Consider the following 24,579-nt stretch of genomic DNA (forward strand, 5'->3'; position numbering starts at 1 on the left):
AGTCTGCACTTTCATTTCCGCTTTCATTTTTCTTTACCAGCGAGATGAAGACATTCTCCGCATAGGGTTCAAGGTCCATATACGGGGCGATGGCGGAGCTCCTGCTCTCCCGGCTGCCGGAAGAGGTTGAAATACAGGAAGCGGTTCCATTGGACATGTAAGCCATCCATGCTACCTTTGCATGGGCAAAGAGAAACATAAAAACAGTCAGGACAGGCATCCGCAAGGATGTTTGTCCTTTAACCCTATAAAACAGATTACCATGGCCTGGAAAAAAGTCACATTGAATATAAACGGCCTGAGCGTGGAAGCCCAGGCTCCTGAAATCATATCCGCGAGCAGAAGCACCGACATCCCCGCTTTCTACGCGGACTGGTTCTTTCACCGGCTTGAAGCCGGATATTCCGTCTGGAACAACCCTTTCAACGGGATGAAAAGCTACGTGTCCTTCCAGAACACGAGATTCATCGTCTTCTGGTCGAAAAACCCGAAACCGCTCCTGCCTTACCTGCCTGTCCTGAAAGAAAAAGGCATCGGCTGCTATGTCCAGTTCACCCTGAACGACTATGAGGAGGACGGGTTGGAGACCGGAATCCCCCCGTTGGAGGAACGTATCGGTACTTTCAAGGCCCTTTCCGAAATACTGGGTAAGGAAGCGGTCATCTGGCGGTTCGACCCGCTGATACTGACGGACGGCATTTCCATAGACACCTTGCTGAAAAAGATTGAGCGGATAGGAACGGAGATACACGGCTGCACGGAAAAACTCGTGTTCAGCTTCGCGGACATAGCCACCTACCGGAGGGTCAAGGCCAACATGGATGGCAGCGGTATCCCGTACCGTGAATGGGACAGGCAGTCCATGGAAGAACTGGCCGGAAGACTTTCCCGCCTGAACCGCGACAAGGGCTGGCGCCTGGAACTGGCCACCTGCGGCGAGAACCTGGACCTTGGCAGATACCGGATATCGCGCAACCGGTGCATAGACGGAGACCTGATCGCGCGGCTGGCGTGGAAAGACAGGGAGCTGATGTCGGCAATGGGAATCTGTGTCCAGGAACAGCCCGGACCGGACTTCGACATGAACGCCCTGCCTTACGGCGCGGTGCTGCTCCCCGGCAACAGATATTTCATCAGCAACCACCGGAAAGACCCGGGACAGCGGACGGCTTGCGGCTGCATGGTCTCCAAGGACATCGGGGAATACAACACCTGCCCCCACCTTTGCGAATACTGCTATGCCAACGCAAGCAAGCGGGCGGCGACGGACAACTGGAAGATGCACCTGAAACATCCGACAGGTGAAACGATTACGGGAAAATGACCTGAAAAACAAGGGAGAACCAGACGGCCGCAACCGCCAGGTCCTCCCTTTTCTTCTACTCCTCAAAAAGCAGCATGTATTCCACCTTTCTTCTGCGTTCGATGCTCGGTACCACCTTGCCCCGGTAACACCGGAAGGAAACATACTCCCTGTAGATGTTCCGGTCTCCGGCTTCCAGCTTCTCCAACAGCCGGCTTTTGGGCATCTTCCCGTACCCCTTGAGGCGGTAAGCCCCCACATTGTAGGCCAATACGCTGACGAGCAGGGAATCGCGCCCCAGATAACTGAACATGCGGCACAGCTTGTGCAAATCCGCCCTCAGAATAGAATCACCCTGGGCTTTGGTGATGCTGTTGGTGAACTTTTCTCCGGGCAGTACCTTGTGTCCCCAACCTACGTAAGGCCAATGCTTCTTTTCACCATGCCAACCCTCGAACCGCTTGATGCACTCGACGGCCAGATTGAACTTGTCCTGTCCTTCCTTTACCGGATTTTCTGCCCGTAACGGCATACTCAAAAGGCAGACGGCAGCCAGTATTCCGATCCTCATGGCAGCACGGGTTTGCTTATCAGGCCGGCGGCAGGATGAAGGACAACGGCCGTATCGCCGGGCTGCACCATGACCTGGGTGCCGGTGTCCCCTTTGCCGGCGGCATCCCCGCCTTCCTCTCCGTCATCGCTCTCATTGTTGAAGTCGAAAGTCAGCAGGCAGAGCTGCGCGGGCTCGCTGTTGTCCTCGAAATAGATGTCGATGCTCTGCTGGTCCTCGCATTCCGAAGTATAGTACATGCGGAACACCTCCCTGTCCAGCGGATAGCGGTCGTTGGGCAGCAGCACCATCCCGTCGTCCATGCGCAACGTGCCCTCGCCGTCCGGCTGGAAATAACGGACGGTATAGCGGGCATCTTTGAAGCGCCCCTCGCGCTTGAGCTCGCATCTGATTTCCACGGTCTCGCCTTTCACGATACGGGCAGGAACCGGCATGGTCTCCACCGTAAAGGGGTATGACTGCTGCACGTCAAGGCTGTCCTCGCAGGAAGCGAGCAGGCACACCGCCAGCCCCGTCAGGGCCAAAAGGGCCAGAAGCCCCATCTTCTTGTTGGTCTTTTTGTCCATAATGATTCTTGTTTTAACGGTTTGTAAACTATTGTCTTATTCAATCGGGAAATTCTTCCGGAGGTATTCGTTCAGGTCCTTGCAGCCGGCATACATGTCGGAACAGTCGTCTATACGGTCTCCATACCGCTTCTGCAAAGCCTTCAGTGTCCTCCTCCCCGCATCATCGTTGTCAAGGTAGCATCTTATCTTTCCATACCTGTCAAGATAGGGATACGCCCGTTCAAGCAGCGCCACCGAATTGAGGACGATATAGTCCTCGCCGCAACTGATGCCGAGCACCATCCACGAGAGGTAGTCCATGAAGCCCTCGAACAGGTTGCAGGTGGCGGATCCGTTGAATATGCCGGACAGGTCCTTGGGCGGCAGGCACCATTTCATGAAGCGTGTCCGCAGCTCGTAACCGCCGCCCAGATTCCGGAACCCCACGGCAAAATACTTCTTTCCGTACAGCCGGAACCGCACCTCCTCGCAGTGCGGAAGGGCGATGTCCGCAGGAATCCCGCGTTCCTTCAGGTAGCCGAGCAGGGCACGGCTGTACAAAGGCCCGCAGGCTACCTCCTCGAACCGAGGGGACTCTTTCCGTTTTGCCGTCCCCGTCCCTTTCCCCGGTCCGGGCAGCTTGGAGAGAGCCGGCAGCGAACCTCCATATACTCCGGCGATGAATCGGGCCTGCTCCATGAAGCCGCCACAGCCCGCAAGTTCCCGGGCAAGGGTGAAGATATCACCGCCACGTCCGGTCCCGAAGTCATGCCAGACCCCCTTGCGGGTGTTCACATGGAACGACGGCGTCCTTTCCTCCCGGCAGGGTGACGAATACCAGCACTCGTCCCCGTGCCGTCTGACAGGCTCATGTCCCAGACGGGACAGGAATTCCTCGATGGGAATGCCTCTTATCATCTCTATGTCCATAGGCTTTTAATTGATGATGAATTTCAGTCCCAGACCGAACTGCGTCGTGAACACCCCGAGCGAGCTTCCCCACAGGGCACGCTCGCGGACATTCGCAAGCAGCACGATACGGTCCGTAATGTAAGTCTCAAGCTCCAGCGTCAGGGCACCGCCATAGACAAAGGCATCCCTGTCAAGCAGCATGGAGCCGTCGGGCATCATCCTCCCGCCCCAGTTCACCGTCTCATAGCCGGCCAATGCCGAACCGCCGACGGACAGGAAGAATGTCCTTGTCGGGTCGGACAGGAACTTCAGATAGTAACCGCCCTCCGCCGTGAAATGCGCACGGGGAATGGAATTTCCACGGTAATCATAATTCCTCTGCAGGTATTCGGCGCCGGCTACCCACCGGTCGGCCTTCTTCGTATATCCTGACACGGCGAATCCCGTGTACCAGTTCATCGGGGATTTCGAGCCCCCGGCAAAGCCTCCCCTGAGTTCCACGCCCTTCATCCCGGGCAGGTACCGTTGGGCGTATGCCTGCCCCGAGGACAGGGCAAGCGATACGCAGACGGCAAGCAAAAACAGATATCTCTTCATGGTCATCTCACTTTAAGTTCGTTGATGACCCTCGCTCTCACGATATCCTCACTCTCCACGGTGAAGGTCTGGTGCCGTCCTCCGCTCTTCTCGTGCATCTCCACCACCAGCATCTTGTCCGCCGGGATGGTGAACTTGTCGAAGACGAAGACGGTGCGCTCCTCCTTTTTCCCGGCTACGACGGTGGCATAGTTGTAGGCACGCAGCGGGAAAATGACCTGTTCCTGGATGGCCGTGCGCTTCATCACCTTCTTGTCCACGATCTTGAACGTGATGAAATCCACGTCATAGGGCACATTCGAAGTATTCCTGACCTGCGTGTGGAAATAGAGCAGGCCGTTGTGCGTGTAAAGCCCCCGCAGCAGGTACTGGATGCCGAAAGCCTGGCTGCCTACATGCTTGACGTGACGCCTGTTGTCCTTGTGGATGGCCTTGGCGATCAGGTGCACCAGCTTCGGCGACTCGCTGCCGAGCTCCTTCAGATAGATGTCCATGGCGTTGTTCGGACGGTTCACTTCACTGCCGTCATGGATGAAGTCCTTCATCTCGATGTTCAGCAGCAGCGGCTCGTCGGCATACTTCACATTGAACGTGTAGAAACTGCCGCTTTCCGTAATCACCGACATGTTGGTCTCTTCCCGGAAGTTTTTCACCGTGGCCTTGACGCGGATGACATTCTCCGCACCGTCTGCCTTGCCAGCGATCAGGTTCGGGGAACCGAGGTCCACATAGCGCACCGCCGAGGGGAAGATGATGTGGGTGGTCTTCCCGTATGTCACTTCCAGGCCGTAAGGCGGGATCATGCGGTCATAGGTGAGTTTCCGTGACAGGCCGTGGTAGATGTCCCCGTCCTCCTGTCCGGGATAGATGTCCTCCACGAGGGTGATACTGTCCGCAGCGGTCTGCGTAGAATCCGCCGTTTCCTGTGCGGAAGCGGCCGTGGCGCCCGAAATGAGGGCAAGCATTACAAAAATCTTTTTCATGTCCGTTGAATTTTAATTGGTTATTGATTATTGTCCTGATACAGCATCAGCGTATATCCAGACTTGAGATGCACCTTCTCTTCGCGCATCTTCCTGGAAATGTATTGCGACACGCCCTGTATGGCGCCCCTCCCGAGTTCGGACAGGAGCTGGTCTCCCGCCGACTGGTTGGTGATGGAGATGGTCGTGCCGAGGTTCTGTCCCAAGTTGGCGGCCACTTCCCTGACCGCGTCCGCTTCCATCGAGCCGGGAATGAATATCCCCGCCTGTCCGTCGCTGTCCAGCACGGCCAGTTCCACCGGAATGACGGTGCCGCCATACTCGACCTGGAGAATCCGGATGTCAAGGCGCTCTCCCTGGATGCGTCCTTCACCCGTGAGCAGGGTGTTCCGTGGCAGGACATGCCCGCCGACACGCATGGCCTCCAGCAGCCTGAGGCGCACGCTCTGCCCGCTGATGACGGTCTGGTCGCCGTGCACACAGGCACGGATGGTGTTCCTGGCCGCTTGTGTCCCGGCATCGCCCACAGCCGTGTGGAAGCCCGCATCCGCTGCGGAAAGCAGTCTCGTAAGCTGTACCGAATCAGTGACAGGCTGAAGAAGGAATGACACCACCGGAGCGGAGACCAGCCCTACGGGAACGGCTTCCGCCTTCCTGCCCTTTGACGGACTTTCCTCCTCAGGGTTGTCCGCAGTTCCCGTACTGCCGCCCGCCGGCATGTACCTGGCGGCCAGCTCGTAGGACTTCTCCAGCAGGGCCACCTGCTCCTCGTAGCTCGGTCCGGCGTTCTGCTGCGCAGCCGCCTGGCGGAGCTGTTCCACCTCGGCTTTCAGGGCCTCCTTCTCCGGATCTTCCTCCGGACTCTCGTAAAAACTTCCGAGCGTGGCGTTGATGTCGTTGTAGGCCGAGGCGGAAGAAGCGAAAGCTTCCGCCCTGCCGTTCCCGCCGCCCCGGTGCTGCCGGCTTCCGCTTTCACGGACGGCATCCTCCGCCATATCCGGTTCCGGGACATTCTCCTGCCTGCGTTCATCTGCCAGGGCGGAGAAGTCAGCCAGCGTGCGCATCTTCTCCTCCTGCCTGCGTCTCATGTCATCCAGTTCGTAGGCGGCCATCTTGTCCGCCTCGATGCCGGTGCCCCTCGGGGCGGGAAGCTCGGCATTGAAGCCCGTCTTCCTTTCCTCTTCCTGCCTGTCCTTTTCCGACGGTGCGAAAATCAGCCACATGCATCCGAGGAACAGCAGGAACATACCGGTGAAAACCAGATATTTCCTGACTTTCTGCTTCTGTTTCAATCTTTCTGCGTCCGTACTCATGGCCTTACCTGTTGAACTGGTTAAAGAATTCCTCCATCTCCCGTATCCGCCCGTCGGAAAGGGAATCGGCCGGGACAATATCCGGAATGTCGAGAGGCTCTATCCTGATGACCTCCCTTCGGGCATCCTCCCGTCCGATGTCATATACCGCACGGAAAATCATATAGAAGTTGCCCAGTGCGAAAAGTGCGGCCGCCACGAGAACGGTCGCCGTTCTCTGCCGGGGGCTGAGCCTGTCGCACAGGCCGCGCAGCCTGCCCCCGATGAAATCCTTGATTCTTACATACATTTTTCCCATGATTCTTGATTTTATCTGTCATACATTCTGATATCCCTGTTCTCCAGCACGCGGAACGCCTCCAGGATGAACCCGTGCGGGTTGTTGTCGCTGCGTGTGGAATTGAGCAGCCGTCCCTGCGTCACGAGGCTCCGCTCCGTGACGCTTTTCTCCCTGATGATGAAAAGCCGGGCATAGGTAGTGACGCCATACGGGTAGGCGTTGAAGTCGCACCTGACGCTGTCCACCTTGATTCGCTGGTTCACATTGCCCGAGATGACGCGGTTGTAGTACCCCTGTTCCGCCAGGTCCACATAGTGGGTATAGGCTGAACGGTCGCTCAGGAACATGGCCCGCTGGATGTTGCTTTCGATGGCATCCTTGTCGGGCGCGAGCGAGTAGAACAGCTCATGAAAGCGTCTGACATGCTCCCTCGCTTCGACGGGACGGTTCTGTTCCAGGTCCTGCGAGAGGGCGAGCATGAGCGACTTTCCCTCGTCCAGCACATAGATTTTCTGACGCTGGGCTTCGGCGAAACTGTAAGCCTTCCATACGGAGAAGCCCACAAGCAGGGTGCATACACCCAGATAGACGATTCCGAAAAGGCGCAGATGCCGGAAGCTGGTCTCGATATTTGTCAATGATTTGAATTCCATTCTTTTGCTGTTTTAGATTGTTTGTCATTACTTGAACAGCCTTCCTGCCACGTTGCCCACGGCGGCACCGGCGGTGCCCGCCACCACGGCCCCCGTCTTGGATGCAGTCTGGCTCACGTTCTTCCCATAATTGCCTGCCCCTCCGCCTGCCTGCACGATCCAGTTCGCCACGGTCGGGATGGTGAAATACCCGATGATGCCGATGATGAGGAACGTGATGTACACGGCGTTGGAGCCGTCCGGTATGAATGTGGGGTCGGACAGCTGCTCGATGTCCTTCTGGAGCATCAGCACCTGGATGCGGGCCAGGACGCTGCTGAACAGGTCAGAGACGGGCAGCCACAGGTAGATGCTGATGTAGCGCACGAACCACTGGGAGAGCGAGGCCTGGAAGCCGTCCCAGCAGGACAGGGCGAACGAGATGGGACCCAGTATGGAAAGCACGATCAGGAAGAATGTCCTGAGCGTGTCGATGACCAGCGCGGCGGCATTGAACATCAGTTCCAGCAACTCGCGGAAGAAATTCTGCACGGACTTCTTCATGTTGTACATCGCGCGGTCCACATACATCCCGCAGGCCTCAATTGCGTCCAAAGCTCCCAATTCGTCCAGCTTGTTGTCGAACGCCTCCTTGTCCACCAGGTAGGCCGTCTCGGGATTCCTCCGCATCGCCTCGAACTCCAGCCTGTCCTTCTGCTCCCTGTACTCGTTCATGTCGAAGGTCTGCGTTTCCAGTATCCTGTGCGTTCCGGTCACAATGGGCGACAGGACGCTGTTGAGCGTGCCCAGCACGATTGTCGGGAAGAACATGATGCAGATGCCCAGGGCGAACGGACGGAGCAGCGGGAACACGTCCACCGGCTCGGCCCTCGCCAGCGACTGCCAGACGCGGTACGCCACATAGAACAGGGCGCCCAGTCCGGCAAGGCCCTTGGCCACTCCGGTCATCTGCGAGCAGAGCGGCATCATGTCCGTGTACAGGCTCTGCAGGATCTGGTGCAGATTGTCAAAACTCACAGCCAACAATACCATAAGCCATACATCTTGAATTACCAATAGCGTTCATTGGGTGAGCCGTAGAGGGCCATCACGCGGTCCAGGTCGTTCTGCTTCTTGGCACGCAGGTAGGACACGCCGATGTTCTTGTTGGTGTAGTACTGCACCAGGCTGCGGTATTGCAGCATGTCCGTATAGCACCGGTCGATGATGTCCATGCGTTCCTTGTCGTTCATCGAGAGGCCGTTCTCGTTGACCACCGTCTTCAGGTCCGTCAGCAGGTGGGCGCTCTCCTCCAGAAGCTTCGTGTAGCCGAGGGCGATGGCGCTCAGCTCCTCCGGCGTGAAATAGGGGTCACTCAGCATACGCTCATAGCTGGTCACGTAGATTTCCGTGATGTCGCCGACCATCAGGATGGTCTGCTGCACCTTGCGGGCGTCCCGCACGAGGTTCTTCACTTTCCTCAGCCCGTCATAATACTCCTTGCCCTGCTGGTAGATTTTCACGGTCTCCTGAAAATTCTTCAGCATGTTTCCGGCCGTCGAGGATGTGTGCACGATGTTCTTGGCGGCGTTGATGATACCCTGGGCAAGATTCCCGGGATCTGTCACCACCCACTGGGCGTGCGCCCTGCCCGCCGACAGCAGGCAGAACAGGCATAATGCCGTAATGATTCTTGTTTTTGTATTCATTGTCATCTGATTTTAATTGTTGGTAAATCGGTTTGCTGTAAATTCATAGTCCCCGTTTCCGCCCTTTCGTCCCGGGCCTGATGAAAATCCGGGGTTTCCTGCGCGGGGCGGCGTCACGGGATGCGGACTGTTCCGCCTTGGCCCGTTCTCCTTTGAGCAGGTGGAAGAACTCGTCGGCATACGGCCTCCGGCCGGTCATCTTCACGAAGCGGGCGTCCAGTTCCCGGTACGCCTTTTCCGCCTGGCGGGATACGGCATCTCCCGGACTTCCCTTGTCAATGCCGTATTTGGCAAGAAAGGACGGGGTGACATGGATGATGTCGTGGACGGAATCCGGAGAGGCGGCAATCCTTCCCAGACATTCCAGTTCCTCGTTCAGCCTGTCAAGATACGGGTCGGGAGGACGGCGGCAGACGCTCTCGAAGGCTTTTTCCACCGCGCTGGTCAGCCTCGCGTCCACCTCCAGCACGTCCGGGAGCCGGCCTTCCTGCCACTGCCTGCGGTATTCGTCGCAGTCCATCCCGTTGATCTTTTCATAGAGCAGATAGTCCCCGTCGAACCCGAAATGTTTCCGGACCGGTTCCGGGATTCCAGCTCCCATTGTCAGATACGCATAAAGATATTCCGCAGCGTTCCTGTCAAGCCATTTCCATGTGTCTTTCTTTGAATTGTTGTCCATAGTTGAATTTCCTTTTTAATGTTTGTCATTCCGTCTGTCAGCCGCCAGTTGCCTGATGGCCAACTCTATGTTGCCTCCAAGTTTTCGGGTAAGCCGCACCAGCTCAAGCTTTTCCGTTTCCTCGGTCGTGTACGTATAGTACTCTTCGGGCGATACTTCGGTGGCATAGACCGCCGATTGCGTCCCGCCCAGCCCGATCCACACTTCCTTGTATTTCCGGGAAGGGCTGTTGGCCATGTTGATGGAGAGGATCTGTGCCCGTTCCTTGTCGGTAAGGCCGAGCAGGGACTGGATCTCGTCAAACTTGTTCATATACTTACGCTGGTCCAGCAGGATCTTGCAGTCGCTGTTGTTGATGATGGTGCCCTTGACGATGGGAGACGAGATGATGTCCTCCACCTCCTGTGTGACCACCACAGCCTCGCCGAAGAACTTACGGACCGTCTTGAACAAATAGCGGATGTAGTTACTCATATTAGCGGATGCCAATGCCTTCCAACATTCCTCAATAAGAATCATCTTCCGGATTCCTTTCAGTTTTCGCATCTTGCTTATAAAGGTTTCCATGATGATGATGGTGACAACAGGTAGCAGTACTTTGTTGTCACGGATGTTGTCCAGTTCGAAAACGATGAACCGCTTTCCGAGCAGGTCGAGCTGTCTGTCGGAATTTAACAGGAAGTCATACTCGCCGCCCTTGTAATAAGGCTCCAGCACGTTCAGGAATCCCCACACGTCAAAGTCCTTCTCGCGGGTGCGTTTGTTCTTCAGGATTTCCTGGTACTCGTCACGGATGAACTCATAGAACGTGTTGAAGGACGGGATGACCGTACTGTCCGTGCGTATCTTTTCCAGAAAGAGATTGACCGCATTCGAGAGCGCCACCTCCTCGGCGCGTGTCGGCGGCTCGTCGTCCCGTTTCCACAGGGTGAGGATAAGCGTCTTGATTGACTCCTTCTTTTCGATGTCGAAGACCCCGTCCTCTACATAGAAAGGATTGAAGGCGATCGGGTCGCTCTCCTCGTAGGTGAAATAGATGCCGTCCTCGCCGTGTGTACGCGCATGGATAAGGTCGCAGAGCCCCTGGTAGGAGTTTCCGGTATCCACCAGCAGCACATGGGCTCCCTGCTCGAAATACTGGCGCACCATGTGGTTGGTGAAAAAAGACTTCCCGCTGCCGGAAGGCCCGAGGATGAACTTGTTGCGGTTGGTGATCGTTCCGTTCTTCATGGGCAGGTCGGAGATGTCCAGATGCACGGGCTTTCCGGTCAGGCGGTCCACCATACGGATGCCGAAGGGCGAGAGCGAGTCCCGGTAGGAAGTCTCCCCGACGAACAGGCACAGGGCCTGCTCGATGAAGGTGTGGAAACTCTCCTCCGAGGGGAAATCGCCCGCATTGCCCGGTATCGCCGCCCAGAACAGGGCCGGCACGTCCACGGTGTTGTGGCGGGGCTTGCACTCCATCAGGGCGAGCTGGCTGCCCACGTCGTTCTTGATGCGCTTGAGCTTCTCCCTCTCGTCGCTCCAGGCAAAGACGTTGCAGTGCGCACGCACGGAAGTGAGTCCCTTGCTGTGCGCCTCGTTCAGGTATTCGTCTATCCATTCCTTGTTGATCTGGTTGGAACGGCTGTAGCGGGAAAGCGAGTGCATGTTCCTGGCGGTCTGCTCGAACCTTTTCAGCGTGTCGGCGGAATTGTCGATGAAGACATACTGGTTCACGATGTGGTTGCACGTGAGCAGGATGCCTATCGGCGCGGCAAAGGAGAGGCGGCAGTCGCTGCGGTCCGTGGACAGCCGTTCATACCGGCTGTCCGTACCCACGGACGACGGCAGGTCTTCCGTCCCGGACAGCGTGTGCAGGCAGAGCAGGCTGTCCCCGACCTTCATTTCCCCCGCTCCGAGGGTGATGTCCTGCAGGCAGGCCGTGTCGTCCTGCGAGAGCGAGAAATACTTCTCGATGATGCCCGCCGAAGTTTCCGTGCCGGTAATCTCCCTGTCTGTCAGCCGGACCATGCGGACCAGGCCGCTGTCGTTCACGATGCGCTCGAACTGCCCGCAGCATTCCAGGAACCGTGTCACGGTATCCTTGTCCTGAATCTCCTTGGGGATGATGAACCCGCGCGTGAGGGCGTTGAAGCTGCTTGTCGTGCGGCTGTGCTCCTTCGTGGTCTTGGTCAGGAACAGGTAGCAGGTGTGGTTCAGGTATGGCCGCTCATTGAAGTGCCTTTCAAAACTGCGGCTGAGGAAACTCCGGTCCTCCCCGCAGGTGTCCGGCCTGTAGCTCTCCTCGATGAAGATGTCCTGCTTGTGCACGATGCTGTAGTCCGGCAGGACCTTGACGGCCTTTACCCAGGTGGAATGAAGGGCCTCATACTCGGCGCGGGTCAGCGTGAACACCTCCGGAAGCTCCACCCTGTAGGCCACGGTGATATCCGCGTCCTTGCTGATGATGCACCCGTGCTCGACGGCCATCAGCGGGAAGCGGCTTTCATGATGTTTCTCATACGTTTCTTCTTTTTTGATGGTTCGGGAAAAACAGCCGGAAGAAACTCCTCCGGTTGATGATGTAGCGGGGATGGCGGCGCAGCGCCCGGAGCTTCATCAGTCCCCATTCACCGTACTTCGCGTTCAGGCGGAAAGTCACCCATACGAGCGCCGAGGCGCAGACGGTGCCGAAACCGATGCACACCCACTGGTCGATGCCCGCCATGTACATGATGACGAACACCACGAACAGGGCGAGCAGCCCGCCGGCGAAGATGAACAGGTACTGGCTTTTCAGCCCCTTGAACTCCGGGCTGCGCCCGATCCCCTTGTTGACCGTGTACTCCGACATAATCACAGGAAGAATGAGCGGAGGATGGTGGCCGCCACGATTAAGAATATACAGGCACCGAACCATGAGGCCGCCGTCTTGGAAGTGTCCGGGTCGCCGGACGAGAACTTGGAATAGACCTTCACGCCTCCGATAAGGCCGACCACGGCTCCTATCGCATAAATCAGCTTGGTTCCCGGGTCGAAATAGGAAGTGACCATGTTGGTGGCTTCCGTGATGCCACCGATACCGTTACCCTGGGCGAAAGCCCCTGTCGTTGCAAGCAGCAGCGCGGCTGCGAAAATGAATCTTTTTTTCATGCGTCGAAACTTTTAATTGGTGAGACAAAAAATGATTTCGACTGCGAATATATAGCGTGTAATTTGTTGATTTACAAGTCTGTCGATATGTGTCACCAGGTGTCGTCACGTTACACCGACAGGGTACTCCCGGCAGGAGAAAACAGTATGTAAGACGTCCTTTAATATCCTTACCGCAAAGGTATCCCCGTGTCCTGACGGATGCGGCAAGGCGGACCGGTACCCGGCTGCCTGGGAGAAAATCTTCCGCGCTCCGCTTACGGTATTTTCTCCCGCCAGGCCTTGCCGCATACCGGACACGGGGCTGTAGGGCCGGTAAGGAATTAAACTCCGGCAGACGCCGGGGCAGGTTAAACTAAAAATAACAGAAGCGTATGAACATGGAAGAAAGGAAAGTGGCGGCGTTTACAGGCCACAGGACGAAAAGGATGCTGCGGGGCGATGCGGACAACCGGGTCCTGGCCGGGCAAATCAGGGAAAAAGTCGCGGACATGGTCATGTACCTGTACGGACAAGGATTCCGGGAATTCTATTCGGGGTTTGCCGAAGGGTTCGACATGACGGCGGCGGAAGCGGTCATAAAACTGAGAGAACACTATGAAGATATAGTGTTGGTGGCGGCGATTCCTTTCAGGAGCCAGCCCGCATGGTTTGACCCGCAGGACCAACTGCTTTACCGTGAACTGCTCGGACAGGCGGACAGGGTGGTCATGCTCTCCGAAAATTACTACAGGGGGTGCTACCTGCGCCGGGACGAGTACATGGTCAGCCGTGCCTCCCTCGTGATAGCCTATTGGGACAATGTCCGTGAGGGCGGCACTTACCATACCGTCAGGAAGGCTGTGGAAAGGGGACGTACAGTCATCAACCTGTACACGGGCGAGGAAATAACCAAAGTGACGGACTTGTAAACCGGAAAAACATGAATAAATACTGTGTAAATATGAGAAGAACAGGCAATCGGAAATTCATACATCCGCAGGAACTGCTCCGGCAGGTGGAAAAACAGCTGGTGTCCGCACTCTGTCGCATTGGGAAAAAGCCCGAAGGATGGCTGCCGCATACCGTATTCGTGGAAGAGGAAGGCGACAGTCCGGTATATACCATGTACCGCCTGCTGGACATCCGGAAGGACGGAAACTGTACATTGTACAATCCGCAGACGGGGGAACGCTTCACTTCCAGACACCTGCGTGAAATCAATATCGAATGGCTCGTCACCCTTTGGGAGAGGTATCTTGAACTGTGCCCGGAAGAACGTGAGGGTTCCGTTGCGGAAACTTGGCCGGAGAAAGGGACGGACATCCGTGCCTTTGTATGGAGTTGCGGCCTGGCGGGACGGGATGTGCCCGATGAAAAGTTGGTCCGGATGTGGCAGGAGTCACCGGTCCGCAATACGGACGACCCGGAAGACGGGACGCTTTATGAGGTGGAATGCCTGACACCGGATGAACTGGCGGAACGCATCAATGATGACGGTTTCGCCTATGCGGAGGATTATGTCCGCTTCATCGATATGGGACACCTGCAAACCGACGTGGAATGACATGAAAATCCCCCTGCTTTTCTTGGGCTAAAAAACAGGGGGATGAAGTCAGCATTTTCCACATACGCGGCTTATTCTGCCGCAGCGGAAGAGGCGGCATCCCGTTCCTTGCGCCGTCTGTCCTTTTCCTTTTTCCGCTGCTGTTTCTTGATCTCCATATCCTTTAACATCTGCTTCAGCGGCCTGACCGTTTCCGGCTCCTCACGCTTGAAGCGTTTCAAATAGATACTCTCAATGAACTGCGGCAGGGGAGCTTTCCACGGCTCCTGCCTGTGGTTATCAATCTTCCCGAGTTTGTCAGGATTCAGACCAAGTTCACGTGCCATCTGCACATGCCTGTCCGACAGACGGTGATGCTTCTGAGCAACCACCCATTTTTCCAATATCGCTTTTGTTACTGCCATAAACCTTTCTTTATCTGATTGCAAAATAACGACAAATTATCCCGAACCAATGATATATAGGGCTATTTAACTTAAACATATTTTCCAATATCAAATGACTCATCCGAATTGTCCGTGACATATTCCGGTACCTTATTGATTTGATCCATCATATTGTCCAACGACACTCCTATTTTCTGCATATTCTCCTTTTCCTTTCTGACAAAATCCTGAATATCATCATCCGACAATATCAAGACAGCTCTATGTCCGGCTGAATTTTCTGACGAAGGGTTTTCAGAACCTGTGCCTTTACGTTTAACAGTCTGTTCCATATTTACATATACTTGTTCCAATCAATGACATTCCTTTTTGAATTCCGCTTTGAAACTTCCGTTTCAGACAGCAGTCGTCCAGAGGAGTCCAGATGCTCCTTCAGCAATTTTTCGACCTGGGCGGTTGTACTTATCTCAGTGGAAAAGAATCCGAACAGATCCGTATCCTGAAGACGGTACAGGGTTTCTGCGGCAGCCTGAATGTTTTTCCGGTCGTCCGTGGCGGACATCAATACCTCTGCCACATTATTCAGTTCCTCAAAAGTAAGAGGCTTGGAGAACTCAGGGTCAGGTATGGAATCCTCGGAAGCCATGAGGTCCTGTCTGTCCGATTCCGTCAATCCGTTACCGGGACCGATTCCGTTTTCCACGTCATCCGGGTTAATCTCTTCATCCTGGTCGATTGCGACCTTCTCCAGTTCCATAGTACGTACAGGTATCCTGCGGGCCATATCCGGGTCCTCCAGATATACAATGTTTGTCTTTCCGATCACGTCATCGTTCGTATCATTGTCCACCCGTGCAGGCGAGCCTGTATCATCCTTTACAGCCGCACCCCGGCTGTCTCCGGCAAAGGTTTTCCCGGAATTCTTTCCCGCTTTCTCCACGATGCGCTTTTTCCGTTTCCTCCACAGTCCAACACGTATACGGCGGACATGACGAAGAAGCCTGTCCCAGAAATCATACGACACAGGGCAGAAAATGATTGCCCACACTTTATGCAATATGTAGATGGCTGATACCAACTTTACTGAAAAATAAATTACTGACATTTCCATAACTTTCAAATTTTAGGGGGTGAAAAACGTTCCTTATACATTTGGGTAATTTCATCTATGTTAAGTTCGATATGCTCCGCAATGATATTGCTGATATAACTTGAAATGCTAACCTCCGGAGCTATAACATGAAGATAGTTCTTTATCTCGTCGTACAGCTTACGGTTAAGATACACCTGAATACGTCCCGGCATGGGGGTATTCACCAGATATTTCTGTCGGAAGCCACTGTCCGACTCACGTTTCCTGCGCGTCTTCGGTCTGTCCGGCACGGTATCCCCGACAGGTTCCGGCCCGGACTCCACATCAGAAGATGTATCCTCTTCCCTGGCATTGTCATTCCTGCCGGGCTTGTCGGTCATGGCGGCTACCATATACCCACGGACAGCATCCTCATCCACTTTCACGATCTTCTTTGCCATATTCATTAAAAATTAAGTTTTACAATCAATTCGTCGGCCAGTTCCTGCAAACCGCTGCCCTTGAGCTGTCCTGCCGGAGGAGGCAGAAGAGAACAACGGAAAAATGTCCTGGAGGACGAGGAAAGCTCCTTCTCATAACGACACAAATCAGGGATGGTGGAATCCAGAACTTTAAGTCCCTGTTTCTTCATCAGTGCCATGTAATTGTTGAGCACTTCGGTATTGCTTCTCCTTCGGACCTTGGTCCAGAACAGAAATACATCTTTCAAGGGAATATCCTTCCGTTCCCTCGTGAACTTCATGACACTGCTTGCAAAACTGAAACTGCTGTCCATGACAAAATTGTCGGCGGCAATGGGAGTCAGCACATAGTCCACATTGAAAATGGTCTGCAAGACACCTGACACATCCATTGTCCCTGGCAAGTCTATGAAAATGATGTCATAATCACCGGTTTCCGCAAGTTCTCCGGCAATCTGACGTGCATCCTCCGGCCTTGCCCTTCGGATAGGATAAATCCTGCGGCCTCTAAGCCTCTGCTCATCAAGCTGGACCATATACCTTTTGTTCTTCTCCACCATTTCCATATCACGTTCCCTCAGATTGAACAGGCTGCGCTGGGTGGAATCACAGTCAACGATGGCGATATTCCTGTCCATCGAATAGTTCAGGAGACTGGCAAGCGTTACAAGCATCGTACTTTTGCCTACTCCTCCTTTCTGGTTGCTCACGGCAACGAATAACGGGTTCTTCTTCATAACTGATTGTTTTAATTGTTTGTTACACGGTTGTCTTATCTGTCTGTTGTCTGCTTGCTTGGTGATACGGTTGTATGGTGCGCACCAACCGACAAACCAAACGTCATCGGTTGCAACAGACCAATAACCCGATCAATGTCTGTCTGTGCACTGCAACAGCCGGTTACACAAACCGACAGAACAACAGGGAAACAGGTACTGACCTGTCTGTTGCAACCGTCCGCACTGCAAATAAAAGGGGATTTTTCCGAATAACCACCATCATCCGGAGGTGGTGACGACCTGTGTCACCATATGACATTATATTACATATAACACGCTATTTTACAGCAAGATAAACCGCCATAACTTTGCACCGGAAACGGAAATGGATACCGCTGCGGGGCAATCCCGAAGCCGAAGAATGAGGCCGAGGGTCAAAACTCAATTTGACTTCAGGCAAATTCATGTTCAAGCGAACATAGCAAGTTGTGTTTCGGGCAGCCCGAAATGATTCGGGCATCCCGAAACAAACTTGCCGCTCGCCTGGCGGCTCGGGAGGGATTTCCTCCAAAGTCGGAAATCCATGACGGAAGATACAGCAACAGAAAACACCAATGCGTATGGAAGAAAACAGTAAAAGAAGGACAAGAAGAAGCACGGGCCGGAAGCCGAAGACCGACCCGGCAGTATTCCGTTACGGCATCAAGCTGACCTCGGAAGAGAACGGAAAATTCGAGCTGCTGTTCGAGAAATCGGGCATGAAACAGCGGGCAAGATTCATCAAGGCGATGATTTTCGGACGCGAGATGAAGATTGTCAGAATCGACAAGGCGGCGATGGACTACTACATCCGCCTGACGAATTTCTACCATCAGTTCCAGGCCATCGGCAACAACTACAACCAGACGGTGAAGGCCGTCAAGTCCAATTTCGGGGAAAAACGGGCGTTCGCCCTGCTCCGCAATCTGGAGAAGGCCACCATCGACCTGGTGGTGCTGGGCAAGCGGATCATCCTGCTGACCCGGGAATTCGAGGAGGAGTACCTTATAAAAAGAAAAAAGGAGGAACAGCGGGATGGTGGCTAAAATCAACAGGGGTGTATCGCTCTACGGGGCGGTCGCCTACAACCAGCAGAAAGTGGACGATGCCACCGCCCGCATCATCGCGGGCAACCGCATGATTACCGACCTCACCGGAAATCCCCACAATGTCATGCAGCAGACGCTGTGGGCTTTCGACAGCTACCTCGCCGCCAACAGGAACACGGAGAAGCCGGTGCTGCACATCTCACTGAACCCGTCCGTGGACGACCGCCTCACGGACGGGCAGTTTGCTGAACTGGCCCGTGAATACATGCGGAAGATGGGTTACGGCGACCAGCCCTACATCGTCTATCTGCACGAGGACATCGGCCGCAGGCACGTCCATATCGTCTCCACCTGCGTGAAGGAGGACGGCGGGAAAATCAGCGACGCCTACGAATGGAACCGCTCGATGAAGGCCTGCCGGGAATTGGAAAGCAAATTCGGGCTCAAACCCGTGGCGGACAAGCGGAACGAACTGCTGGAACCGTATCTTAAAAAGGCGGACTATAGGGACGGGGACGTGAAACGGCAGATTGGCAACATCCTCAAAAGCGTGTTCTCCGCCTACCGCTTCCAGACATTCGGGGAATACAGCGCCCTGCTGTCCTGCTTCAACATCGAGGCGAAGCCAGTCAGGGGCGAGTTCGAGGGTATGTCTTACAACGGTGTCGTCTATACCCTGACGGACGACGCGGGCAAACCGTTGTGTACGCCTGTCAAGTCTTCCCTTATCGGCAAGCGCTTCGGCTACGAAGGCATAGAGAAACGGATCGCCCACAATGTCCGCGATTTCAGGAACCGGAAATGGCAGCCGAAGATACGGGACGATGTGACACTGGCCATGCACGGCTGCCGGGGCAACCGGGAGGACTTCATCCGGCTGCTCGGAGAAAAGGGCATTGATGCAGTGTTCCGGGAGAATGAGGAGGGACGCATCTACGGCGTGACCTTCATCGACCACAGGAACAGGGAAGTTTATAACGGCTCGCGTCTGGGAAAGGAGTTTTCGGCCAATGCCTTCGAACAGCTCTTTAACAGGCCACAGGAGTTTCCCGGGTCGGAAGTCCACGGACAATATGCCGGCGAACGGGAGAGCCTTTCCGACAGTATGGAGAGTGCCATCGAGCAGGCTTTCGGGATCTTCAGTCCCGATATCAACGGCCCCGACCCGCAGGAGGAGGCACTTGCCCGCAGGCTACAGCGCAAAAAGAAAAAGAGACGCCGTTCACGCGGCATATCCTGATTGTCAATTACCAACCATCAAAATTTTTAATTTATGCAACAAGAAGATGATTTGAGGGGACTGGCCAAAGTCATGGAGTTCATGCGGGCCATATCCATCGTGTTTATGGTCGTCCATGTCTATTGGTTCTGCTACCGGTCATTCGTGGATATGGGCATCCATATCGGCGTAGTCGATAGAATACTCCTTAATTTCCAACGGACGGCGGGACTTTTCAGCAACCTGCTGACAACGAAAGTCTTTGCCGTCATATTCCTTGCCCTGTCATGTCTCGGGACAAAGGGCGTGAAGAACCAGAAAATGACCTGGAGGAAGATATACGCCGCCTTCCTTTCGGGACTGGTGCTGTTCTTCATGAACTGGTGGATGCTTGACCTGCCGTTCAGCCCGACGGTGAATGCGGCCGCATATACGCTGACGCTCACCGCAGGCTACATACTCCTGCTCATGTCGGGGGTATGGATCAGCCGGATGCTGAAACACAACCTCATGGAGGACGTGTTCAACACCGCCAACGAGAGCTTCATGCAGGAAACAAGGCTCATGAAAAACGAGTATTCCGTCAACCTGCCCACAAAGTTTGTCTATCAGGGCAGGGAATGGGACGGCTGGATCAATATTGTGAACCCGTTCCGTGCCTCCATCGTACTGGGAACACCGGGCTCGGGAAAGAGCTATGCAGTGGTGAACAACTACATCAAGCAGCAAATAGAGAAGTCCTTTGCCATGTACATTTACGACTACAAGTTCCCGGACTTGTCGGAAATCGCCTACAACCACCTGCTCAAGCACAAGGAACATTATAAGGTGAAGCCGGAGTTTTATGTCATCAACTTCGATGACCCTCGGCGCAGCCACCGGTGCAATCCCATCAACCCGAGATTCATGGCGGACATATCCGATGCCTATGAGTCAGCTTATACAATAATGCTTAACCTGAACAAGACCTGGATACAGAAACAGGGTGACTTTTTCGTGGAGTCACCGATTATCCTGCTGGCCGCAATTATTTGGTATTTGCGGTGCGCCCATAAGGCAGTGTAATAAATATCTATTTAGCAATAGATTAGGTTAGAGTTCTATGAAAATAAGACCTACTGTCATCCGACTTATCCCAGAGGGAAACCCGAGGGGGAGTGTAGCATGTCGGAGAAGCCATAAGTCAGCTAACTGCCATGCTGCGACTGAATGGCAAGACAGAACGACAGACATGAGGATGAAGCCTGAATTGGTTGAACAACAATCCAGTGGCACATACCAGAGCTGTGGCGGAAGGCAGTTACCAACGCCACATCGCATGTACCCCAGCAAGTGCATAGATTGTTTGGGGCGAAGAACTGACTGCGACACGTCTGCGATAAGCAGATTAACGGACGAACGTTGCATCCGACAGTCTGTCATGCTTGTTATTACACCCGCTAAATGGGGATTGCCTAAACCGAAACGCCGTAAGGCTATAGAGACTGCTCTTGAATATTCGGCATGGCAACGGAGCTTCCATAGTAGTCCGAGCAGGATAACGCCCTGCACACGGCGAAGGGAAGCAGTTATATAATCAATATAGTCAAAGGAAAATGTGAGAGACATTATGAGAAGTCCAAAGAATGTATTGAACAACTTAGTGAAACACAGCAATGTATCGGGCTATAAGTTCGAACGGTTATATCGTATTCTATTCAATGAACAAATGTTCTACACCGCATATCAGCGTATCTATGCCAAACAAGGCAATATGACCGCTGGGACAGACGGCAAGACCATTGACGAAATGAGCATTCAAAGAATAGAAAAGCTAATTTTCAGTCTTAGGGATGAAAGCTACAAGCCCAACCCTGCAAGAAGGGTTTATATTCCTAAGAAGAACGGAAAGAAACGCCCTTTAAGTATCCCGTCTTTTGAAGACAAGTTGGTGCAGGAGGTGGTACACATGATACTGGAAGCCATATACGAGGGTAGTTTCGAAAACACCTCACATGGCTTTAGACCACGTAAGAGTTGCCAAACTGCATTAAACCAAATTCAAGATACGTTTCTCGGAACAAAATGGTTTATAGAGGGGGACATAAAAGGCTTCTTCGACAACATAGACCATAACGTTCTGATTGGCATACTCGAAGAACGCATAGCGGACGAGAGGTTCATAAGGCTCATCCGTAAATTTCTGAACGCTGGGTATATTGAAAATTGGAAATACAGACACACGTATAGTGGAACTCCGCAAGGCGGCATCATTAGTCCCATACTGGCTAATATTTACCTTGACAAGTTCGACAAGTACATGGAGGAATACGCCCAATCTTTCAATAAAGGCGCAAGCAGAAGATTGGATAAGGATTACCGTCGGATTAAAGACCGTAAGAATAAGCTGGAAAAGAAACTGAAATCCGAAACCGATACAAAGGTACGGAAAGACCTTATTGATAAAATCAAAGGGTATTACCGACAGATGCAACAAATGCCTTGTGTCATGGAAATGGATGAAGAGTACAGACGGTTGAAATATGTCAGATACGCAGACGATTTCTTGATTGGGGTTGTCGGCAGTCTTGAAGAGTGTGGGCAAATCAAAGCGAATATCACGAAGTTCATGAAAGACAAGCTCAAACTTGAACTGTCGGCAGAGAAAACGCTTATAACCCACGCGCAAGAAAAAGCTAAATTTCTGGGATATGAAATCACTGTACGCAATTCCAAAGCTACCAAGAGGGATAAGAATGGAGTTCTCAAAAGGATGTTCAACCGTAAGGTTGTGCTTCTGCTCCCGAGAGATGTAGTCAAGAACAAGCTGATTGACTACAAAGCCATGAGGGTTATACAAACCAATGGCAAGGAGGACTGGAAGCCAAAGGCACGCAGTTATATGATGAACTGCAAACCGGAGGATATTGTAGCCCAATTCAATAAGGAGATAAGAGGATTCTACAATTATTACTCGATAGCGAACAATGTATCTACTCTTTGCAAAAGGTTCGGTTATATTATGGAATACAGCATGTACAAAAGCATCGCCAAAAAGCAAAGCAGCAGTGTACGGAAGATTAAAAAGAAATACTCGAAAGATAAAGACTTTGTAATCAGTTACACGGATGCAAAAGGGCAATGCAAATGCCGTGTGTTCTATAATGAGGGTTTCAAGAGAAAAGACGCTCAATGTGATGCTAAATGCGACATAATTCCAAACACCAATTTTCTGCCAGCCTCGAGTCTTGTTGAGAGACTAAAGGCGGAACAGTGCGAGGTATGCGGAGCGCATGGCAAAACAGTGATGCACCATGTTCGTGCCTTGAAAGATTTGACAGGCAAGAACGAATGGGAACGCATCATGCTCAAAATGCACCGCAAAACATTGGCAGTCTGTCCAGAATGTAATGCTAAAATACATGGCAATGTATAACACTAAGTTGAATTATAACGGAGAGCCGTGTACATGGAGACATGTAAGCACGGTTCGGGGGCAGGCTCTCGGAAACCTACCGCAGAAATGCGGCAAGGCGCCGAGTGCCGAGCCTACGATTTACAAGGACGGAAAGTATTGTACGTTCCCTCATGCGATCGAATTTCTGAACAAGCCGTATGCGGACATCTTCACCATACTGACCTCTTATCCGTCCCTCGAAAACTACCTTTCCCCGTTCATGGACGCCTGGCAAGGCGGAGCTCAAGATCAGCTCCAGGGCCAAATCGCAAGCGCGAAAATCCCGCTTTCAAGGATGATTTCGCCACAGCTGTACTGGGTGATGACGGGGGATGATTTCACGCTGGATTTGAACAATCCCGAACACCCGAAGATCCTCTGCGTGGGCAACAATCCGGACAGGCAGAATATCTATTCAGCCGCATTGGGACTTTACAACAGCCGTATCGTGAAACTGGTGAACAAGAAAGGGCAGCTCAAGAGTTCCATCATCATCGACGAGCTGCCCACCATCTACTTCCGTGGCATTGACAACCTGATCGCCACCGCCCGAAGCAACAAGGTGGCCGTCTGTCTCGGCTTCCAGGACTTCTCGCAGCTTGCACGCGACTACGGGGACAAGGAGGCGAAGGTCATCCAGAACACGGTGGGCAACATCTTCAGCGGACAGGTGGTCGGCGAGACGGCAAAGAGCCTGTCGGAGCGGTTCGGCAAGATACTCCAGCAGCGGCAGTCCCTCTCCATCAACCGGCAGGACACCTCCACATCCATCAACACGCAGATGGACTCCATCATACCCGCCTCCAAGATCGCCAACCTCTCGCAGGGCACCTTCGTGGGCAGCGTGGCCGACAACTTCGGGGAGGAGATAGAGCAGAAGATTTTCCATGCCCGCATCATCGTGGACAGCGCGAATGTGTCGGAGGAGATGAAAGCCTATAAGAAAATACCTGTCATCAACGAATTCAGGGACGCGGACGGAAACGACATCATGCAGCAGCAGATAGAACGCAACTATTCGCAGATAAAGGCCGACGTGCTGCAGATAATCGAGGACGAGATGGAGCGCATAGCCAATGACCCTGACTTGAAGCACCTGATTCCAAAAGAAGAAGGGGATAAAGAATAATATCCGACATGCCGTTTTTTTATTTCCGCCTGCAAAGGTAGGCCCGTGCCTGTCAGGATTGAGCAAGGCCGGGCCCTCGCGGGTTTCCGCAAAAATCTTCCGCGCTCCGCTTGCGGTATTTTTCCGGAAAGCCTTGCACAATCCGGCACGGGACGGTATGGCAGGCAAGAAATAAAATATCGGCTCACGAGCCGGTAAATGTTTAACAGAATAAAATCAAAAAGTTATGGACAAGACAAAAACGGCCAATATCCGTAAGAAAGCCTGTGAGACGTACCGGAAGGAATACATGGTGGCTGAAAACGGAAACAGAATAACCCTTGGACAAATCCATTGGAAAGGACGAGCCTACCCCGTCAGAGAGATTGATGCCTGCAACCGCACGTTCAGGGTGTCGGTGGAAAGCCTGCGCGATGAACTGATAACCGATATGCGCAGCGGTATTTACGAGGCGATGGAGGCATGCGAGGAAATCGACGGATTCTGTACCGGGGAGGAATTGCGTACACTGCCGGATGACGAGTTATATAAAATGTACTGTTAAACAAATTACAGGAAAGAAATATGAAAAAGAGAAGCAACTTCACACCGATGGAAAGATTCCAAGAAATTATCATCGGACACGGTCTGAACGCGATGAATGTAGGGATTAACCATATCCGAATCTTCAAGGATGGCAGGAAACTTTTTGACTATTATCCGCTGCGGATGAAACTTTTCGATTACCACGGCTGGCACCAGCTGACTTATCCCTTTGCCGGAAACGGTAACAGGACATGGGAGACGGAACTTGAGAACATTATTCAAAAACTGGCGGCATCACCGCAATAAGCATTCCGA

28 protein-coding genes and 1 pseudogene are annotated in these 24,579 nt (G+C 53.4%); 10 read left to right on the forward strand and 19 right to left on the reverse strand.

The annotated features are described in order from the left end of the window. Positions 1 to 262: 262 nt before the first annotated feature. Positions 263 to 1,324: a DUF1848 domain-containing protein gene (locus tag B5F34_RS13570; protein WP_087340199.1), complete on the forward strand. Its 1,062-nt coding sequence runs from the start codon at positions 263 to 265 to the stop codon at positions 1,322 to 1,324. Between the two features lie 55 nt (positions 1,325 to 1,379). On the opposite strand, the gene B5F34_RS13575 is transcribed toward B5F34_RS13570, so the two are convergent. Genes B5F34_RS13575 through B5F34_RS13640 form a run of 14 tightly spaced genes read right to left on the reverse strand, consistent with a single transcriptional unit; the run spans position 1,380 to position 12,662 of the window. Continuing rightward, complete coding sequence (locus tag B5F34_RS13575) at positions 1,380 to 1,874, reverse strand: glycoside hydrolase (RefSeq protein WP_087340083.1); 495 nt, start codon at positions 1,872 to 1,874, stop codon at positions 1,380 to 1,382. Beyond that, complete coding sequence (locus B5F34_RS13580) at positions 1,871 to 2,416, reverse strand: DUF3872 domain-containing protein (RefSeq protein WP_239448977.1); 546 nt, start codon at positions 2,414 to 2,416, stop codon at positions 1,871 to 1,873. Before B5F34_RS13580 ends, B5F34_RS13575 begins: the two co-directional genes overlap by 4 nt. 60 nt (positions 2,417 to 2,476) lie before the next feature. Further along, positions 2,477 to 3,352 (reverse strand): toprim domain-containing protein, encoded by an 876-nt coding sequence (locus tag B5F34_RS13585; protein ID WP_087340088.1) that lies wholly within the window; start codon positions 3,350 to 3,352, stop codon positions 2,477 to 2,479. Positions 3,353 to 3,358: 6 nt separating this feature from the next. After that, positions 3,359 to 3,931 carry a conjugal transfer protein TraO gene (locus tag B5F34_RS13590; protein ID WP_087340201.1) on the reverse strand — a complete coding sequence of 191 codons (573 nt, stop codon included), beginning with the start codon at positions 3,929 to 3,931 and terminating at the stop codon, positions 3,359 to 3,361. Between the two features lie 2 nt (positions 3,932 to 3,933). Beyond that, entirely contained in the window at positions 3,934 to 4,914 is a 981-nt protein-coding gene (gene traN, locus B5F34_RS13595) for a conjugative transposon protein TraN (protein WP_087340091.1), read from the reverse strand. Positions 4,915 to 4,934: 20 nt separating this feature from the next. Continuing rightward, complete coding sequence (traM, locus tag B5F34_RS13600; RefSeq protein WP_087340093.1) at positions 4,935 to 6,227, reverse strand: conjugative transposon protein TraM; 1,293 nt, start codon at positions 6,225 to 6,227, stop codon at positions 4,935 to 4,937. A 4-nt stretch (positions 6,228 to 6,231) separates the two neighbouring features. Beyond that, positions 6,232 to 6,525 carry a TraL conjugative transposon family protein gene (locus tag B5F34_RS13605; RefSeq protein WP_087340096.1) on the reverse strand — a complete coding sequence of 98 codons (294 nt, stop codon included), beginning with the start codon at positions 6,523 to 6,525 and terminating at the stop codon, positions 6,232 to 6,234. Between the two features lie 11 nt (positions 6,526 to 6,536). Further along, the gene (traK, locus tag B5F34_RS13610) at positions 6,537 to 7,160 is read right to left on the reverse strand and encodes a conjugative transposon protein TraK (protein WP_087340099.1); all 624 of its coding nucleotides are present in this window, start codon (positions 7,158 to 7,160) and stop codon (positions 6,537 to 6,539) included. A gap of 27 nt (positions 7,161 to 7,187) precedes the next feature. Continuing rightward, positions 7,188 to 8,192 (reverse strand): conjugative transposon protein TraJ, encoded by a 1,005-nt coding sequence (traJ, locus tag B5F34_RS13615; RefSeq protein ID WP_087340102.1) that lies wholly within the window; start codon positions 8,190 to 8,192, stop codon positions 7,188 to 7,190. A gap of 17 nt (positions 8,193 to 8,209) precedes the next feature. After that, the gene (locus B5F34_RS13620) at positions 8,210 to 8,848 is read right to left on the reverse strand and encodes a DUF4141 domain-containing protein (RefSeq protein ID WP_087340105.1); all 639 of its coding nucleotides are present in this window, start codon (positions 8,846 to 8,848) and stop codon (positions 8,210 to 8,212) included. Positions 8,849 to 8,891: 43 nt separating this feature from the next. Continuing rightward, entirely contained in the window at positions 8,892 to 9,527 is a 636-nt protein-coding gene (locus B5F34_RS13625; RefSeq protein ID WP_087340110.1) for a hypothetical protein, read from the reverse strand. A gap of 15 nt (positions 9,528 to 9,542) precedes the next feature. Further along, positions 9,543 to 12,050, reverse strand: coding sequence for a TraG family conjugative transposon ATPase (locus tag B5F34_RS13630; protein WP_255376973.1), 2,508 nt, complete (start codon positions 12,048 to 12,050; stop codon positions 9,543 to 9,545). After that, positions 12,028 to 12,363 carry a DUF4133 domain-containing protein gene (locus B5F34_RS13635; protein WP_087340116.1) on the reverse strand — a complete coding sequence of 112 codons (336 nt, stop codon included), beginning with the start codon at positions 12,361 to 12,363 and terminating at the stop codon, positions 12,028 to 12,030. The genes B5F34_RS13630 and B5F34_RS13635 overlap by 23 nt, the downstream gene beginning before the upstream one ends. Before the next feature lie 2 nt (positions 12,364 to 12,365). Then, complete coding sequence (locus B5F34_RS13640) at positions 12,366 to 12,662, reverse strand: DUF4134 domain-containing protein (RefSeq protein ID WP_087340119.1); 297 nt, start codon at positions 12,660 to 12,662, stop codon at positions 12,366 to 12,368. A 374-nt stretch (positions 12,663 to 13,036) separates the two neighbouring features. Here B5F34_RS13640 and B5F34_RS13645 point away from each other — a divergent pair, with 374 nt between their 5' ends. Both B5F34_RS13645 and B5F34_RS13650 read left to right on the forward strand, forming a co-directional pair. Further along, the gene (locus B5F34_RS13645; RefSeq protein ID WP_087340122.1) at positions 13,037 to 13,573 is read left to right on the forward strand and encodes an SLOG family protein; all 537 of its coding nucleotides are present in this window, start codon (positions 13,037 to 13,039) and stop codon (positions 13,571 to 13,573) included. 32 nt (positions 13,574 to 13,605) lie between these two features. After that, a complete protein-coding gene (locus B5F34_RS13650) occupies positions 13,606 to 14,208 on the forward strand; it encodes a hypothetical protein (protein WP_087340123.1) in 603 nt (200 codons plus the stop codon). A 71-nt stretch (positions 14,209 to 14,279) separates the two neighbouring features. Here B5F34_RS13650 and B5F34_RS13655 read toward each other — a convergent pair whose 3' ends face one another. From B5F34_RS13655 to B5F34_RS13675, 5 genes are all read right to left on the reverse strand, one after another. Next, positions 14,280 to 14,612: a hypothetical protein gene (locus B5F34_RS13655; protein WP_087340126.1), complete on the reverse strand. Its 333-nt coding sequence runs from the start codon at positions 14,610 to 14,612 to the stop codon at positions 14,280 to 14,282. 71 nt (positions 14,613 to 14,683) lie between these two features. Then, positions 14,684 to 14,926 (reverse strand): hypothetical protein, encoded by a 243-nt coding sequence (locus B5F34_RS13660; RefSeq protein WP_087340129.1) that lies wholly within the window; start codon positions 14,924 to 14,926, stop codon positions 14,684 to 14,686. 2 nt (positions 14,927 to 14,928) lie between these two features. Further along, a complete protein-coding gene (locus B5F34_RS13665) occupies positions 14,929 to 15,705 on the reverse strand; it encodes a DUF4122 family protein (RefSeq protein ID WP_087340132.1) in 777 nt (258 codons plus the stop codon). 5 nt (positions 15,706 to 15,710) lie between these two features. Then, positions 15,711 to 16,127 carry a DUF3408 domain-containing protein gene (locus B5F34_RS13670; RefSeq protein ID WP_087340203.1) on the reverse strand — a complete coding sequence of 139 codons (417 nt, stop codon included), beginning with the start codon at positions 16,125 to 16,127 and terminating at the stop codon, positions 15,711 to 15,713. 5 nt (positions 16,128 to 16,132) lie between these two features. Further along, positions 16,133 to 16,885, reverse strand: a complete 753-nt coding sequence (locus B5F34_RS13675; RefSeq protein WP_087340136.1) for a ParA family protein — start codon at positions 16,883 to 16,885, stop codon at positions 16,133 to 16,135. A 596-nt stretch (positions 16,886 to 17,481) separates the two neighbouring features. Here B5F34_RS13675 and mobA point away from each other — a divergent pair. From mobA to B5F34_RS13715, 7 genes and pseudogenes are all read left to right on the forward strand, one after another. Then, on the forward strand, positions 17,482 to 17,952 hold the full coding sequence (mobA, locus tag B5F34_RS13680) for a conjugal transfer protein MobA (RefSeq protein ID WP_087340138.1): 471 nt from the start codon (positions 17,482 to 17,484) through the stop codon (positions 17,950 to 17,952). After that, positions 17,942 to 19,195: a conjugal transfer protein MobB gene (gene mobB / locus B5F34_RS13685; RefSeq protein WP_087340141.1), complete on the forward strand. Its 1,254-nt coding sequence runs from the start codon at positions 17,942 to 17,944 to the stop codon at positions 19,193 to 19,195. The genes mobA and mobB overlap by 11 nt, the downstream gene beginning before the upstream one ends. Positions 19,196 to 19,228: 33 nt before the next feature. Next, positions 19,229 to 20,218: pseudogene (locus tag B5F34_RS13690) on the forward strand (YWFCY domain-containing protein); the annotation flags it as partial. A 565-nt stretch (positions 20,219 to 20,783) separates the two neighbouring features. Then, positions 20,784 to 22,589 carry a reverse transcriptase domain-containing protein gene (locus B5F34_RS13700; protein WP_087340147.1) on the forward strand — a complete coding sequence of 602 codons (1,806 nt, stop codon included), beginning with the start codon at positions 20,784 to 20,786 and terminating at the stop codon, positions 22,587 to 22,589. Then, on the forward strand, positions 22,576 to 23,739 hold the full coding sequence (locus tag B5F34_RS13705; RefSeq protein ID WP_087340149.1) for a TraM recognition domain-containing protein: 1,164 nt from the start codon (positions 22,576 to 22,578) through the stop codon (positions 23,737 to 23,739). The genes B5F34_RS13700 and B5F34_RS13705 overlap by 14 nt, the downstream gene beginning before the upstream one ends. Before the next feature lie 226 nt (positions 23,740 to 23,965). After that, on the forward strand, positions 23,966 to 24,283 hold the full coding sequence (locus tag B5F34_RS13710) for a hypothetical protein (protein ID WP_239448974.1): 318 nt from the start codon (positions 23,966 to 23,968) through the stop codon (positions 24,281 to 24,283). A gap of 20 nt (positions 24,284 to 24,303) precedes the next feature. Continuing rightward, entirely contained in the window at positions 24,304 to 24,570 is a 267-nt protein-coding gene (locus tag B5F34_RS13715; RefSeq protein WP_087340152.1) for a hypothetical protein, read from the forward strand. The last annotated feature ends 9 nt before the right edge of the window (positions 24,571 to 24,579 follow it).

This window comes from Mediterranea sp. An20 (assembly GCF_002160055.1).
GTDB classification, from domain to species: Bacteria; Bacteroidota; Bacteroidia; order Bacteroidales; family Bacteroidaceae; genus Bacteroides; species Bacteroides avicola.